At 47.7% G+C, this 15,450-nt stretch carries 13 protein-coding genes; 11 read left to right on the forward strand and 2 right to left on the reverse strand.

Annotation, left to right across the window (positions count from 1 at the left end; translation table 11 throughout):
- Positions 1–15: 15 nt before the first annotated feature.
- Positions 16–2,043, reverse strand: coding sequence for a glycoside hydrolase family 15 protein (locus LFE_RS03805; protein ID WP_014448950.1), 2,028 nt, complete (start codon positions 2,041–2,043; stop codon positions 16–18).
- Positions 2,044–2,052: 9 nt separating this feature from the next.
- A complete protein-coding gene (gene hisS, locus LFE_RS03810; RefSeq protein WP_014448951.1) occupies positions 2,053–3,348 on the reverse strand; it encodes a histidine--tRNA ligase in 1,296 nt (431 codons plus the stop codon).
- Between the two features lie 239 nt (positions 3,349–3,587).
- On the opposite strand from hisS, the gene LFE_RS03815 reads away from it, so the two are divergent.
- From LFE_RS03815 to plsY, 11 genes are all read left to right on the forward strand, one after another.
- Complete coding sequence (locus LFE_RS03815; RefSeq protein WP_014448952.1) at positions 3,588–5,573, forward strand: glycoside hydrolase family 15 protein; 1,986 nt, start codon at positions 3,588–3,590, stop codon at positions 5,571–5,573.
- A gap of 111 nt (positions 5,574–5,684) precedes the next feature.
- Positions 5,685–7,517: a translation elongation factor 4 gene (gene lepA / locus LFE_RS03820; protein ID WP_014448953.1), complete on the forward strand. Its 1,833-nt coding sequence runs from the start codon at positions 5,685–5,687 to the stop codon at positions 7,515–7,517.
- 37 nt (positions 7,518–7,554) lie between these two features.
- Positions 7,555–8,175: a signal peptidase I gene (gene lepB / locus LFE_RS03825; RefSeq protein ID WP_041774770.1), complete on the forward strand. Its 621-nt coding sequence runs from the start codon at positions 7,555–7,557 to the stop codon at positions 8,173–8,175.
- A gap of 53 nt (positions 8,176–8,228) precedes the next feature.
- Entirely contained in the window at positions 8,229–9,311 is a 1,083-nt protein-coding gene (gene rfaE1, locus LFE_RS03830; RefSeq protein WP_014448955.1) for a D-glycero-beta-D-manno-heptose-7-phosphate kinase, read from the forward strand.
- Positions 9,308–10,147, forward strand: a complete 840-nt coding sequence (gene kdsB / locus LFE_RS03835) for a 3-deoxy-manno-octulosonate cytidylyltransferase (RefSeq protein ID WP_050989477.1) — start codon at positions 9,308–9,310, stop codon at positions 10,145–10,147. Before rfaE1 ends, kdsB begins: the two co-directional genes overlap by 4 nt.
- Complete coding sequence (locus LFE_RS03840; RefSeq protein WP_014448957.1) at positions 10,138–11,802, forward strand: CTP synthase; 1,665 nt, start codon at positions 10,138–10,140, stop codon at positions 11,800–11,802. Before kdsB ends, LFE_RS03840 begins: the two co-directional genes overlap by 10 nt.
- A complete protein-coding gene (gene kdsA / locus LFE_RS03845; RefSeq protein WP_014448958.1) occupies positions 11,802–12,668 on the forward strand; it encodes a 3-deoxy-8-phosphooctulonate synthase in 867 nt (288 codons plus the stop codon). Before LFE_RS03840 ends, kdsA begins: the two co-directional genes overlap by 1 nt.
- Positions 12,668–13,678 carry a KpsF/GutQ family sugar-phosphate isomerase gene (locus tag LFE_RS03850; RefSeq protein WP_014448959.1) on the forward strand — a complete coding sequence of 337 codons (1,011 nt, stop codon included), beginning with the start codon at positions 12,668–12,670 and terminating at the stop codon, positions 13,676–13,678. The genes kdsA and LFE_RS03850 overlap by 1 nt, the downstream gene beginning before the upstream one ends.
- Positions 13,678–14,229, forward strand: a complete 552-nt coding sequence (locus tag LFE_RS03855; protein WP_014448960.1) for a KdsC family phosphatase — start codon at positions 13,678–13,680, stop codon at positions 14,227–14,229. The genes LFE_RS03850 and LFE_RS03855 overlap by 1 nt, the downstream gene beginning before the upstream one ends.
- Positions 14,226–14,810, forward strand: a complete 585-nt coding sequence (gene pgsA, locus LFE_RS03860; protein WP_014448961.1) for a CDP-diacylglycerol--glycerol-3-phosphate 3-phosphatidyltransferase — start codon at positions 14,226–14,228, stop codon at positions 14,808–14,810. Before LFE_RS03855 ends, pgsA begins: the two co-directional genes overlap by 4 nt.
- Entirely contained in the window at positions 14,807–15,433 is a 627-nt protein-coding gene (plsY, locus tag LFE_RS03865; protein WP_014448962.1) for a glycerol-3-phosphate 1-O-acyltransferase PlsY, read from the forward strand. The genes pgsA and plsY overlap by 4 nt, the downstream gene beginning before the upstream one ends.
- Positions 15,434–15,450: the final 17 nt, after the last annotated feature.

Genomic DNA, 15,450 nt, shown 5'->3' on the forward strand with positions numbered 1-15,450 from the left:
GTTTCATATCTTTTTTCAGGCTGTTGCGGGAATAATCTTGTATTCTTCAGCCATGTGGACTGTATTGAGAAACGCCGCATGACTCCAGGCCAGGGGGGAGACAGAGATCGGATCTCCATTCAAGGCATTGAGCTGCTCTGCCATGACTCCGGACGGAAGTGCCTTTTCCATCGCCCATGCGAGGAGTTCCTTTGTTTTTGAAATCGCTCCGCTCTCTCCGGTACTGCCAAGAGCAGCATATCCTTGTGCCATCCAGAGCGTGCTTATGAACCAAGGATTCCCAAGAATATTGGCATTTCTGGATTCTTGTGACAGATAGTAGGGATCATTTTTATATCGTGTGTAGCCACCAATTCCTGTATTGATCTTGAGTTCGTTTTCTTGCCGCTGGAGGAGAAGCTTGAGCTGGTCCCTGTCGGATTGACTGGAAGGATCAAGAAATCCGGTTTCAACAAGAACGAGGGAACTGATATCCGGAGTTGGATCTTTATTCAACACTGCTCCGTCGAGGATTTCTACCCCACGGTAGAAATATCCTTCATCCGGATTCCAGAGATGTTTCTGTATCCCTTCCCTGATTTCATCGGCCGCTTTCAAAAAAGACCTGGCCAAGACGGTTTCTCCGAATGAGTCTGAAAAATAGGCTGCACTTTCAAGTCCGGCCCATGTCATGGCGGCTGTATGAAGAAATGTTCCATGCCGTTCCTCCCATAAGTCATAGGAGGCCAGAGGAAGTCCCGTTCCAGGATCCCGGTAGTCTCTTAGAAAAAGCCCGGCCGGTTTAATCATTTTTTTATAGAGGGGGGTGATAAGATCGAAGTCCCTGTCGATTTGGAATTGCATCTTGAGAGCCCAAAGAACGTACCCTGTTTCATCTTCCTGTATGGGGAGCTGGACAGCCCCTTCCCGAATCCAGGGAAGCCATGAGGAAGCTGGCGTTCCGTCCATATTGTATTTATGCAGGAAATATCCTTCCGGCTGAATGATCTCCCCGGCAAACTCAAAGAATCTTCTCCCTAGTCCATGGTGTCCGGAACGGGAGAGGGCCAATGCGACATTGGCTCCGTCTCTTGGCCAAAGATAGGCATAGCTGTCACGTGCAAGCTCAAGACTGTCAGAGTCAATTGCTGCCGCGCTGGCCCCATTTTTTGAAATGTGAGTTCGAAGAATCAGAAGGTTTGTTTTTTTTCTGTCACGAAGTTTTTCCAGAAATGGATCTGCTTTTGATTGTGAATCGTCCGCAAATTTTTTCTTTGAGCATTTTTCCGGATCGGTCCAGAAATTCCAGTAATGGGATGTGCGTTCGAGAAATTGGTCCGGGTGTCGATCGAGAACAGCCTGATTCAGCAATCTTGTTTCTATCAGGCTTGTTGCTGCAACCATCCAGAAATAGAGGACTTTTGTTTCTCCAGGCAAGAGATCAAGGGAAGTGGAGAAAGCGGAATCAACGGATCCTTGGGCAATGGGATTTTGTGACAATAGTCCATCTTCGGCATCCCGCCATGTTCCTTCGCTGCCTTCCATTTCCTTTCGTCCTGTCGCATAGGAGCGAATGCCCGGACCGTTATCGGGATGCATGAGTCCAAAGCTGAAATACCGGTCTCTTTTATAGTGAATGATAATTTTCATGGAGGGATCGAAAAAGGCAGTATCTCCAACCTCATTCCCTCCGATATGAAAGTCGGGGCAAAAAAATGTCCTGATTTCCCTCGGATTGCTTCCGATATTTGTGATATGGATTTTTCTGATCCACAAGTTTTCGTAGAAATCGATTGCATCGCGGGAATTGAATACGATGTTCCGGGACGTATTCGTGCCTTCTACAAGTGTGACAAGAGAGCCGTCTTCGTAGCCCATTTTTAAGTCCCAGGTTGATCTTGAGATCCAGTCCATTCTCCCGTCGTAATAAAAACCAAATCGAAGGGGATGCCCTTCTGTTTGATTTTCAAGTCCGATAAAAGGATATGTGACCTCCCTCATTTGATAGTCCAGATCGAACGAGAGAAACAGGCATCCATTTGATAACGGTATGTCTCTTGCCATTGATTTCTCCTAGAAGACTGGTGAGACCTTTTCCTGGTTCCGGACAGTGCGGATATGCTCTATAAGCCTTGTCAGCGGGAAAAGAGGAAGCGAAATCTGTTCGCTTGTCAGAAGATCCTTGAGGAGAAGTTCCTGTTTTGCGATTTCATCTTCGCCGACAATCAGCAGGAAGCGTGAGCCGTCCCGTTCAGCCTGTTTGAAGCCCTGCTTGATTTTGGTGGCGCCAAAAATGCCGGTGGCAGAAATTCCTGCCTCCCTTGAATCCCGGATGAGGCGTTGTACCAATGGGATGGCATTTTCGCCGAGGGGAAGGAGTGATACGTCCTGGGAGTAGGTGGGTGGCGCTGGAAGCGTTCCGGCCTTTTCGGCGAGTAGCGCAAGACGTTCGACCCCTATGGCAAAGCCTGCTCCAGAAACATCAGGGCCTTCCAGTTGTCCAATAAGGCCATCATATTGACCTCCGGCGGCCCAAGTGGATTGAGAGCCCAGGGCATTGGATACAAACTCGAAGGTTGTTTCCGTATAGTAATCGAGTCCTCTGACAAGACGGTGGTTGACCGTGAAGGGGATTGATAAGTTCCTGAGTCCCGAGCAAACCTCTTCATAATGCGATCTGGAGATTTCGCAAAGGAAATCAATGATGGAAGGAGCCTTTTCAATGATTGGCTGACAGTCCGGCACTTTGCAATCAAGGACTCTCAGCGGGTTCGTTCCAGTACGTTTTTGGCATGTGGTGCATAGACCGGACTGGTTGTTCGAAAGGTATTCTACGAGTGCTTTTCGAAAAACAGGGCGACATTGGGCACATCCCATGTTGTTGATAAAAAGTGTTGTGCCCGGAAGATTCAGTTTTCTGGCGAGTGAGTCAATCACGACGAGGAGGTCAATGTTGTCTTGTGGCGTGATCGAGCCCAATATTTCGGCACCGACTTGATGGAACTGTCTTAATCGGCCAGCCTGAGGCCTTTCATGGCGAAACATGGGGCCCTGATAGGAAAGTCTGGTGATGCGGGCTGGTTCGATTAGATGGTGTTGGATGGCCAGTCGAAGAAGGGATGCTGTTCCTTCCGGTCGAAGCGCAAAGTGTTCTCCTCCCTTGTCTTCAAAAAGATACATCTCTTTTTCGACAATGTCTGTTTCAACGCCGATGGATCGTGTGAAAAGGGAGGACGATTCAAAGATTGGCAGTCCTACCTTTTTAAATCCAGCTTGCTGGAGGTATCTCTCAGCGATGGAAACAAGGGAGAGGAACTGATCTTCTTCCGGGGGGACTCGGTCCTTGATACCTCGGGGAGCATGAATCACGGGCGACTCCCTTTTATAAACGTGTTGTTTTTTGGATGCTGCATTCTTATTCTCCGGGACGAAATTGCCGATCTAACGCGAGAGGCAGGGTGGAGTATGATTTTTGAATTCGGGTAAAAGTGTATACTACATTGTCACATGGATTGGCATCAAGAATCTTCGGTGCCCATGTCAAATCAGTCTTCTCTTTTGCCCACAAAGATTGTGAAGCTGTTTTCAGGATAATGAGGGGTTGTTAAATGTCACGATTCTTGCCCGTCGCAAATGGCCGACTTTTTGTGTCCTTTGATGAATCCCATTTGTTATCAGAACTGACGTGGCCTTATGTCGGACTGGAAAACCATGTCGGGGGCAACGGTTTTCGGCTAGGTCTTTTCTTTTCCGGGAAATTCGTCTGGGTAAACTCTTCCCATATTCGCAAGCGCCGTTACAGATCTGCTGTGATGGTTTCGGAGGCATCGCTCTTTTTTCCCGAACTGGGAGGGCTTGAATGTGTTTTGACTGATTGGGTGGATCTTGACATCGATGTGCATTTTCGCCGAGTCGAGTTGATCAATTCTCCAGCGGACAATGAAACAGTGACTTTTTTCTTCCACCAGAATTTTTCCATCAGCCATCAGGATATTGGTGATACGGCCATGTATCTTCCTCAGCAGGAAGCCCTTCTTCACTATAAGGATCAACGTTATTTCCTAGTGGGCGCTCTCATGGAGTCTCCCGGAAGGGCTGTTGAAAACGCAATGTTCGAGTATGCATGCGGATCTCGGCATGGCAACAGGGAAGGGACATGGCGAGATGCCGAAGACGGAAGTCTTGGTGGAAACCCTATTGCCCAGGGTACGGTGGATTCCGTTTTTTCGGTGATGTTGAAACCTGAAAAACAAAACAAACCTTTTTCTGTGTTGACAATTTGCGGAACCAGTCAAAGCGAGGTTCTGTCAACTTACGCAAAGGTCAAGCGGAAAACACCGGAGAGATCACTTTCCCAGACTTCAGGTTTTTGGAAACTCTGGATTACCTCACATCCGCTGGCTTCTCAGGCCATTCCTTCTGAATGGATAAGACTTTATGAGACAAGTCTCTTTTTGATCAGAACCCACATGGGAAAAAGTGGGTCGATCGTTGCAGCGATTGATTCTGTTTCTTTGAACTATTCGAGGGATACCTATTCCTATTTATGGCCCAGAGATGGAGCTTTGATTGCCCATGCGCTGGACAAGGCTGGTCTGGGTGATCTGTCCAGGCGATTCTATGAGCTGTTGCCGACCCTTATTTGTGAGGAAGGTTTTTTGGCTCACAAGTATCACCCCAACCTTTCAATAGGATCTTCCTGGCATCCATCTGGTGTTGTGGGTGCTCCTGCATATCCTATCCAGGAAGACGAGACAGCGCTATGTATCTGGGCGCTTTGGGAGCATTTTAAAAAATATCGGGATCTTGACTCGATTCGTCCAATTTTTCAGGGATTTGTTTTGCCAGCCGCAAGATTTATGGCAAAGTTCCGGAATCCTGCAACAGGATTGCCCCTACCTTCATATGACCTCTGGGAAGAGCGTGCAGGGGTATCAACACATACCGCTGCCACTGTTTATGGAGGTCTCAAGGCTGCTGCAAGTTTTTCAACAGGATTTGGTGACCCATCAGAAGCCCGGTATTTTGAGCAGGCGGCCATTGAGGTAAAGGAAGGAATCCTTCGATATCTGTTAAATGAGACTACTGGATGTTTTTATAGAGGTCTGGTCCTTGGGAAAGATGGAGAAACTTTTCCGGACCCTACCCCTGATGCAAGTATGTATGCTCTTTTTGAATATGGTGTTTTACCGCTTCAGGATATTCGTCTTATTCGGACGATGGATTGGCTTTTTGAGTCTCTCTGGACACCCGGACCTATTGGTGGGGTGGCCAGATACAGCAATGATCACTACTATAGGAGCGGTGATCACCAGCCTTCTAATCCATGGGTGATCTCAACGTTGTGGATGGCCCGCTGGTTCATGCGGTCGACCCCATCTCCTCTTGAGTCAGCCCAAGTGATGAGCCTCCTCTCCTGGGTATTTGAGCGTGCAGGGGGAAGTGGAATGCTTCCGGAGCAGGTCGATCCTGTTACAGGGGATCGACTGTCTGTTTCCCCCTTGGTCTGGAGTCATGCAGAATGGGTGATTACACTCATGGAGCTTGATTCCATTTCCCAGGTTGAGCCGCACCCATGGGAAGGGAATCTGTGAGTACCTCCAGATCCGCTCTGGGGCAAGTGCATTCTATGAGTTTGATGATTGGTTCGTTGAACCCCGGAAGACCCTCTGTTATGATACCCGGATGACTATTGATGGAGGAATATGTTGAGTTTTCCAATAGAACGGATCCGTAATTTTTCTATTATTGCCCATATCGATCATGGGAAATCAACATTGGCCGACAGGCTTCTTGAGATGACTGGTGCGATCTCACACCGGGAATCCAGGGAGCAGCTCCTTGATGCAATGGACCTTGAGCGGGAGCGTGGAATCACCATCAAGGCCCATACGGTGAGGCTTGTCTATCGAGCGAAGGATGGACAGGACTATCTGTTGAACCTGATCGATACTCCAGGCCATGTCGACTTTACCTATGAGGTTTCCCGAAGTCTTGCTGCCTGTGAAGGGGCTCTTTTGGTTGTTGATGCTTCACAGGGTGTTGAGGCACAGACAATCGCGAATGCCTACCTTGCCATCGAGAATAATGTCCACATCATTCCGGTGATCAACAAGATCGATCTTCCCGGTGCTGAGGTGGAAAAAACAAAAGACGAGATATCTGATGCGGTCGGTGTCGATGGGGATGATTCCCTTCTGATCTCAGCAAAAGAGGGACTCGGTGTGCCTGACGTTCTTGAGGCGATCGTCAAATTGGTTCCCCCTCCAGTGACATCACCCGGTAAGATGTTGAAGGCACTCTTGTTTGATGCATGGTTTGATCCATTTCAGGGAGCAGTCATTCTTGTGAGGGTTTTTAACGGAAGGATTTCTGTTGGAGACCGGTTCAAGCTTTTTTCCACCCAAAAAACCCATGAAGTTCTCTCGATTGGGGCGAATACTCCAAAGCGCATTTCTTTGGAGAGTCTCGGCCCTGGCGAAGTGGGATTCATTGTTTCCGGAATCAAGTCTGTTCAGGAAACGAGGATAGGAGACACACTTGTTCTGGATTCGGATCCGTCTCCAGAGCCGTTTCCGGGATTCCATGAAGCCAAGCCACTGGTGTTTTGTGGACTTTTTCCCACAGAGACGGAGCAATATAACGAGCTGAAGGAGGCCCTCGAAAAGCTGAGACTGAATGATGCTTCCTTTACTTATGAGCTTGAGACGTCTCTCGCATTGGGTTTTGGATTTAGATGTGGCTTCCTTGGCCTTCTTCATATGGAAATCATTCAGGAAAGACTCGAAAGGGAGTTCAACCTGACCCTTATCAGTACCGCCCCAACAGTTGTCTACCGGGTCAAGGTGGCGGGTCGTCCTGATGATGAACTTTCTGTCGTCAATCCTTCTGACCTTCCACCTGCGGGGCAGATCGATGAAATTTTTGAACCGTTCATAACCGGAACACTCCTTTTGCCATCCGAATTTCTTGGACCGGTCATGTCGTTGTGTCAGGATAGGCGGGCTATTCAGAAAGAGCTGAAATATCTTGATGCCAAAAGGGTTTCTCTATCTTATGAAATGCCATTGAATGAGATCGTTCTTGACTTCTATGACCGGCTCAAATCGATCACAAAAGGCTATGCGTCTTTTGATTACGAATGGTTGGGATATCGTCCGTCAATCCTTGTGAAGGTTGATGTTCTCATTAACGGAGAGCAGGTTGATGCTTTGTCTTTTATTGTCCATGAGGACAAGGCCTACAACCGGGGGAAGGCCTTGGTTGAAAAGTTGAAGGAAGTGATTCCACGTCAGATGTTTGAAGTTGCGATTCAAGCGGCGATCGGCTCGCGCATTATTGCCCGTCAGACTATTGGTGCCATGCGGAAGAATGTGTTGGCCAAATGTTACGGAGGAGATATTTCCCGAAAAAGAAAGCTTCTTGAAAAGCAAAAGGAAGGTAAAAAGCGAATGAAGCAAATCGGGCGTGTCGAAATGCCACAAGAAGCCTTTATGGCTGTCCTTCGTGTTTCGGAAGGGTCTCGTGACGATGGGTGAAGAGAATGAAATAGTTCAGAAGCCGGGTTCTTCAGGGATGTCCGAAAAATCTCCGATTCCAGCCAAAAAAGCTTTGAGAGAACTTCTTGAGGCTTTGATTACGGCCATTCTGGTCGCATTTGTCTTGAAGGCCTTTATTATTCAGGCTTTCAGAATTCCTTCAGGGTCGATGATTCCGACCTTATTGGTTGGAGATCAGATTCTGGTGCTCAAGATGGCCTATGGAATTCATAATCCTGTCAATGGGCTCTATTTAACTCATTTTCAAGGTCCTAAACGGGGAGACGTTGTTGTTTTTCGTTACCCTTTTGACGAGACAAAAGATTTTATCAAGCGGGTCATTGGTCTTCCCGGTGATCATATCCAGGTAAAGGGTAAGGTCGTCTACGTCAATGGCAAACCTATGGTGGAGCCTTACACCCAATATCTGCACCCAGATGAGAAGGATGTTCCACGAAGGGATGTTATGGCTGACACCCTTGTTCCCCCCGGGCAATACTTTGTGATGGGGGATAATCGTGATGACAGTTATGATTCTCGATATTGGGGATTTGTCAAAAGAGACAAAATCCTTGGTAGGGCATTCATGATTTATTGGTCATGGAATGATGTTGGCAGGGATCCGCGATGGAATCGGCTCGGACATGTCATTCATTAGGTGATGGGAAGCACTTCCACAGGCTTGTTTTAGCCAGAACTCAGGAGCTGTTGTTGATCGAAAAAGTCCCCGTATCAAAGGATCTGGTTTCTCTGGACCGACTCCTTGAGGTTTTGTCCCGAATGAACAACTCCCGAGTGGTTGTAGCGGGTGACTCCATCCTTGATCGTTATGTTTGGGGAAAGGTTTCACGAATTTCTCCAGAGGCACCCGTTCCGGTGGTTAATGTGACTCACGAGTCGGTGCGACTTGGTGGAGCATGCAATGTTGTCCACAATATACAAAAACTAGGGGGAAGTTCGTCACTTTTGTCTATTGTGGGTGATGATGCCAACGGGCAAAAGCTTCTGACTGAAATGGAAAAGGAAAATGTGGATATTTCTGGTGTCCTTTCTATTTCAAGTCGACCCACCACAACAAAAACCCGAGTGATTGCCCATAGCCAGCAACTTCTGCGATATGATGAAGAGGATCGTGGGGAGTTGCCGGAAGCTGTTCAGGAAGAGCTTTTATCGAGACTTGAAAAACTTCTTCCTGGAGCGGGGGTCTTTTTGCTCTCCGATTATGCCAAGGGGGTTCTCTCTCCATCTTTTGCACAAAAAGCAATGGCTTTGGCTAAAGATCTTGGCGTTCCAACTTTTGTCGACCCAAAGGTTGCGACAATCGACAGCTTTCATGGTGCGACCATTCTGACTCCTAACAATCTGGAGGCTTCCCAATCATCCGGATGCGAGATTGATTCGGAGGAGTCTCTTTTGAAGGCAGCCAAAACTCTGATTTCAAGACTGAACTGTGGATCTCTCCTGATTACCCGGGGAGAGATGGGGATGACTCTTTTTGAAAATCCGGACGAACTGAAAGTCTTTCATATTCCGTCAGTCGCTCAGAATGTCTATGATGTTACAGGAGCTGGGGATACAGTCATTGCCTCAATGTCTCTTGCCTTTTCATCAGGTGCGTCACTTCTGGAAGCGGCTGTTTTGTCAAATATTGCTGCAGGATATGTTGTTGGAATCGTTGGTACAGCGGCAATATCCAATGGTGAGCTGGAAGGCGTTTTGAGACAATCTCCCCTTTTTGACCGGAGAACCGGGACTTTTGTGACCAGGGGTTATGGATCGGAAATCCGTAAATGAGTCCAGCTGATCAACCTTTGTCCGATAATGCTTTTTTCATTCCTTTTCCTGGAAAACACTCTTCAATTCCGTTTGCCCATGATGATGAAAGTCCCCATGTTGTTGTAGTTATTCCTGCGCGATATGCTTCGACCCGCTTCCCGGGAAAACCTCTTCATGAGATTAATGGGCGGCCAATGATCGAGTGGATAGCCAGGAAGGCCTCTCAGTCGGATTTTGTGGATGAAGTCATTATCGCGACAGATGATGAGCGAATCCATGATGTCATGAAAAGTCGTGGATATGATGTCAGAATGACGTCAGGGGGAGCGAGAACAGGAACCGATCGCATGGCAGAAGTTGCATCGCAGATGGCAGGGGATATTTTTGTGAATCTTCAGTCGGATGAAATCCTTTCAGATTCGAGGATCCTCGATCAGGTGATCGAGCCTCTACTGAAAGATCCCAGAGTTCCCATAGCAACAATCCGGAGAAAACTGGCCAACCGGATGGACAGGATGAATCCCAATATCGTTAAGGTTGTTTGTAATCAGGCGCAATATGCGCTTTATTTTTCTCGATCCGTTGTTCCTGCTGACAGGGATGAGATTTCTCCGCAAAGACCAGATCTTTCCTGGGACCAACACCTTGGAGTTTATGCCTATAGAAGAAATGTTCTTCTGGAGTTTGCCCGTTTGCCGACATCTCCGCTGGAGGAACTCGAGAAGCTTGAGCAACTGAGAGCTCTTGATTACGGATTTTCCATCTTTGTAGCCCGAACGGAGCATGAGTCCTATCGGGTTGATGTTCCTTCAGATCTTGACCTCTTACCCAGGAATGATGCCGCATGGACATAAAAAAGAAACATCCTGTGAAATATATTTTTATAACTGGTGGTGTTGTTTCCTCTCTTGGAAAGGGCATCGCTTCAGCTTCTTTAGGTATGTTGCTTGGTGCAAGGGGATATCGGATCAATTTTCTGAAGTGCGATCCCTATATCAATGTTGATCCCGGCACAATGAATCCATACCAGCATGGCGAGGTTTATGTAACCCATGATGGGGCCGAAACGGATTTGGACCTGGGACACTATGAGCGATTTACCAATCTGACCATGGGACGAAACAACAACTATACTACAGGCCGAATTTATTACGACGTCATCACCCGGGAACGCCGGGGGGAGTACCTTGGGGGAACGGTCCAGATTGTCCCGCACATTACGAATGAGATCAAAAAAATTATTCTTGACCGGGGCAAGGATGTTGATATTGTCCTTTGCGAGATTGGTGGCACGGTCGGTGACATTGAAAGTCTCCCTTTCCTCGAAACGATTCGTCAGTTCCCCAGGGAGGTTGGAAAGGAAAACGTTGTCTATATTCATCTGACTCTGGTTCCTTATGTAAGGGCTTCCTGCGAACTCAAGACAAAGCCGACCCAACATTCAGTGCATAAACTGAGAGAGATCGGAATCAGTCCGAATATCGTCATGTGCAGAAGTGAGGAATCTCTCCCGGAAGATGTGCGTTCAAAAATTGCCCTTTTTTGTAATGTGGACTCTGAAGCGGTGATTTCGGCAAGGGATGTTCCGTCTATATATGAGGTTCCCCTGGAATTTCATCGACAGAATCTGGACCGTTTGATCCTGAGATATCTTAAGCTGCCAACTCCCCAAGCAAAACTGGCCCCATGGAAAGAGCTGGTTTCCAATATCAGGAATGCGAAGAGAACCGTTTCGATCGGCATAGTTGGGAAGTATATTGACCTTCATGATTCCTACAAGAGCCTGATTGAGGCATTAAGTCACGCGGGAGCGAGACTTGGAGTCAAAGTCAAACTTGAATGGATCGATTCTGAGGAAATAGAGAAAAATACAGATAATCCGGAAATATTCAAGGGATTGGGTGGTATCCTTGTTCCTGGAGGGTTTGGTTCCAGGGGAATCGATGGCAAGCTTGCCGCCATTCGTTTTGCCAGAGAGCACAACGTGCCATTTTTTGGGATATGTCTTGGAATGCAGCTTTCGGTTATCGAGTTCGCCCGCAATGTATTGGGGATTCGTGATGCAACCAGCCGGGAGTTTGATCCGAATACCAAAAGTGCGGTCATTGACCTGCTTCCAGGACAAGACCTTGTTGTTGACAAGGGTGCCTCAATGCGGTTGGGTGCATATGCGGTCGATATCCTTCCTGGAACAAAAGCCGCCCGTCTTTATGGGGCATCGACTGTTTCCGAAAGACATCGACACCGGTTTGAATTTAATAATGAGTTCCGGAAGGTGATGGAAGAGAATGGACTGTCTGTCACCGCTACATGGGGGGAGAAAAAACTTCCCGAAATCGTGGAAATCTCTGCACACCCCTACTTTGTTGCGTCACAGTTCCATCCCGAGTTTACCAGCCGTCCTCTTGCTCCCAATCCAATGTTTTTGGGTTTTGTCTCTGCAGCTATTTCCTATATTGGTGGTTCAGATCATCATTCAGCATCCAAAAGGGGAAGCAGGGGGAAATAGTGAAAAGTCTTCACATTAAAACACCTGCTGGAGCATATACTGTAGGACCTGAATCACCCCCTCTTTTTATTCTTGGACCATGTGTTATTGAGTCTCGAGAGCATGCGTTTGATATTGCCGGGGCTTTGGCGGAAATGCGGGATCGATTGAACCTTCCCTTTGTTTTCAAGGCATCCTATGACAAGGCCAATCGTTCATCGGGAAAAAGCTTTCGGGGTATTGGCATCAGTGCCGGGCTTTCCATTCTGGAAGACATCCGGGCGAGATATTCTTTTCCGGTTATTTCTGATGTACATGATGGTGCGCAAGTGGCGGAAGCCTCATCAGTCTTGGATATTCTGCAAATTCCAGCGTTGTTGTCAAGACAGACCGACCTGCTCGAGGCGGCTGCCCGATCAGGAAAGCTTGTTCATATCAAAAAGGGTCAGTTCATGGCTCCTGAAGATATGTCCAATGTTGTGAAAAAAATGGAAGAGGCAGGGTGCGATCAGTTGATGTTATGTGAGCGCGGGATTTCATTTGGATACCATACATTGGTCGTCGATTTTCGCTCATTGCCAATCATGTCTTCATTCGGTTATCCGATCATTTTTGATGCAACGCATGCTGTACAGAGTCCTGGAGGCAGTGGTGACAGGTCGGGAGGAGATCGCAGGTTTGCTCCATCGCTTGCCCGCGCCGCCCTTGCTGTCGGGTGTCAGGGATTGTTTATGGAAGTTCATCCTGATCCGGACCACGCACCTAGCGATGGCCCGAACATGATACCTTTGTCAAAGCTGGAAGCTCTGATTGCCGGATTGCTTCCCTTTCATGAAGCCAGAAAAAAAATGGGGCCAGATCCTTTGTTTGGTCAGGGTGGGTCTTGATGGAATTTTCCCCGCAGGATCATCTCGTTAATCAGGGCCGGGCCATTCTGGAATCAGAAGCGAAATCGTTGTCAGAAATGGCAAGCCGGCTGGGCGATGATTTTTCCAATGCGATTCATCTTATTCTTTCCAGAGAAGGAAAGGTGGTTGTGACCGGGTTGGGAAAATCGGGGCATGTCGCAAGAAAAATCGCGGCAACTTTGTCTTCAACGGGAACTTCTGCTTTTTTTCTTCATCCTGCAGAGGCTCTCCATGGTGATCTCGGAATGATCGACAAGGGAGATACGGTTCTTGCCCTTTCCAAATCAGGCAACACTGCGGAGATTATGGCCTTGATTCCCTTTCTGAAGAGGCTTTCGATTCCGATTATTTCAATGGTCGCCAGATCCGATTCTGAAATGGCTGGTGTCTCTGATGTTGTTCTTGCTACAGGAGTCGAGACTGAAGCAGGACTTCATGGAATTGCGCCAACGTCTTCCACTACGGCGATGATGGCTTTGGGTGACGCTCTGGCTTTGGTACTTCTTTCCGAAAGACGTTTTGGTGTCACGGATTTTGCCAACCTTCACCCAGGGGGTGCTCTTGGCAGACGATACTTTCTCAGGGTCTCTTCCATCATGCATAAGGGAAGCTCTATTCCTTCCGTTCAAGCCGGGACTTCACTTGGTGACGCCATCATAGAAATGACCGGAAAAAAGCTTGGATTGACCACTATTCTGTCGGAAAACGGCACCCTTCTTGGAATTCTGACCGACGGAGATCTTCGTCGGGCAATATCCATGGTTTCAAAAATTTCCTCTGATTCAATGGGCTCATCCCTGCTCTCCCGCCCTGTAGAGGAGTTCATGTCCACCCATCCTGTCACGATCAGTGGTAATACCCTGGCATCGGAAGCGGTCCGTATTATGGAAGAAAAAAAAATCTCCCAACTGGTTGTACTGGCAGACAATGATAATAAGTTGGAAGGAGTCTTGCATTTTCATGATTGCCTTCGGGAGAAAATCGTTTGATGAGGATTTCTCCGTCACCGAGGGTGATTCGTGATTTTCGGCGAGTTCGTGGCCTTGTCATGGATGTCGATGGAGTATTGACCGATGGCCTGATTTCATATGGTGTTGATGATGAAGAGATGAAGTCCTTCAGTTTGAGAGATGGCCATGGTCTTGTGCTTCTGAGACGAGCGGGGGTCAGGCTTGCCCTTTTATCAGGTCGAGATTCAAAGGCAATCAGACGCCGAATGAAGGAACTTGGTATTGAGGATGGATATCTGGGTGTTCGGGAAAAACTTCCAATATTTCAATCGATCCTCCAGAAGTGGAACCTCTTTTCCGAAGAAATCCTTTTTATTGGGGATGATGTGGTCGATCTTCCCGTAATGAGAATCTCTGGACTTGCGATTACAGTTCCGGAAGCTCCATGGGTTGTTCGGCGCGAGGCAGATTGGGTGACAAGGTTGCCTGGCGGAAATGGCGCGGTACGGGAAATCGCTGACTGGATTCTTCTGGGACGATCAGCCGATATTTCTGAGACGAGGTGTAATCAGGACGGAGATTCTCCATGAATCTTGCCAATGGAATCACTCTTGGTCGTATCGTTTTGATTCCAGTCCTGGTTCTTTTATTTTTCCGGGAGCGTTCGGGTACAGCTTTCTGGTCAGCATGCCTTTATGTTGTGGCTTCCTCTACAGATCTTCTTGATGGTTATATTGCAAGACGTTACAACATGGTCACAACGTTGGGAAAGCTTCTGGACCCTATTGCGGACAAGATCCTTGTCACAACAGGACTCTTTTTGTTGGTTGATGAGCATCTCCTTCCTGTAGCGCTGGCGATCCTTATTGTTGCAAGAGAGCTGGCTGTCTCGGGTCTCCGTGCGATTGCCTCGGCAGACGGAATTATCATTCCGGCGGAATCTCTTGGAAAAGCCAAGATGGTTTTTCAGACGATCTCCCTGACCATCCTTATCTGGAATCAAAGACTTCTTTTAATTCCTGGAATCAAAAATCCTGTTAATCTTCATTCCCTAGGGATGTTTTTCTTCTGGATTTCGCTGATATTAACTCTTGTGTCAGGCGTATGGTATTTCAGGTGGTATCTCAGGCTTTCTGGAGTCTCTTCTTCAGGTTCAGAGGAAAAAGAATGAACGATCCTATGCATGAAGTTCTTTTTTCAGCCCTTATGGGCTATTTTTTGGGATCGTTTCCTGCAGGGGTGGTTGCAGGGAAGATCAAGGGAGTGGATCTTCGGAAAGAGGGAAGTGGCAATATCGGTTTTACCAATGCATACAGGGTGTTGGGGAAGGACTTTTCTGGAAAGCTCCTGAGTGTGATGGTGCTGGTTTGGGATATGGGAAAGGGGTTGTTGGCGACAATGCTTGCTGCCTCTATTTTTCATTCCCATGAGTCTGTCGCTTATGCTGCCCTTTTCTCTGTTCTTGGCCATCTTTACCCTGTCTGGCTGAAGTTTCGGGGCGGGAAAGGTGTTGCTGTCGGATTTGGCGCGATTCTCGGTGTTTGTCCTCCACTTGGGGTAACTCTGATCGCGATCTGGGTGACGATATTTGCCCTGACAAGAATTTCATCGCTTTCTGCTCTGGTCTCCTATTTTCTCTTGCCAATTCTCGCTGCCGCCCTGGTGAGAACGCATCATCTTGATCCAGTGATCTTTCCCCCTATGCCGATGATCTCAGTTCTGATCTGGTGGCATCATCGTGAGAATATTCGCCGCCTCTTGTCCGGAAATGAAAAAAACCTCAAAAAATCCTGATCAATGAATTTATTCCT

This window comes from Leptospirillum ferrooxidans C2-3 (genome assembly GCF_000284315.1).
In the GTDB taxonomy this organism is placed as follows: domain Bacteria; phylum Nitrospirota; class Leptospirillia; order Leptospirillales; family Leptospirillaceae; genus Leptospirillum; species Leptospirillum ferrooxidans.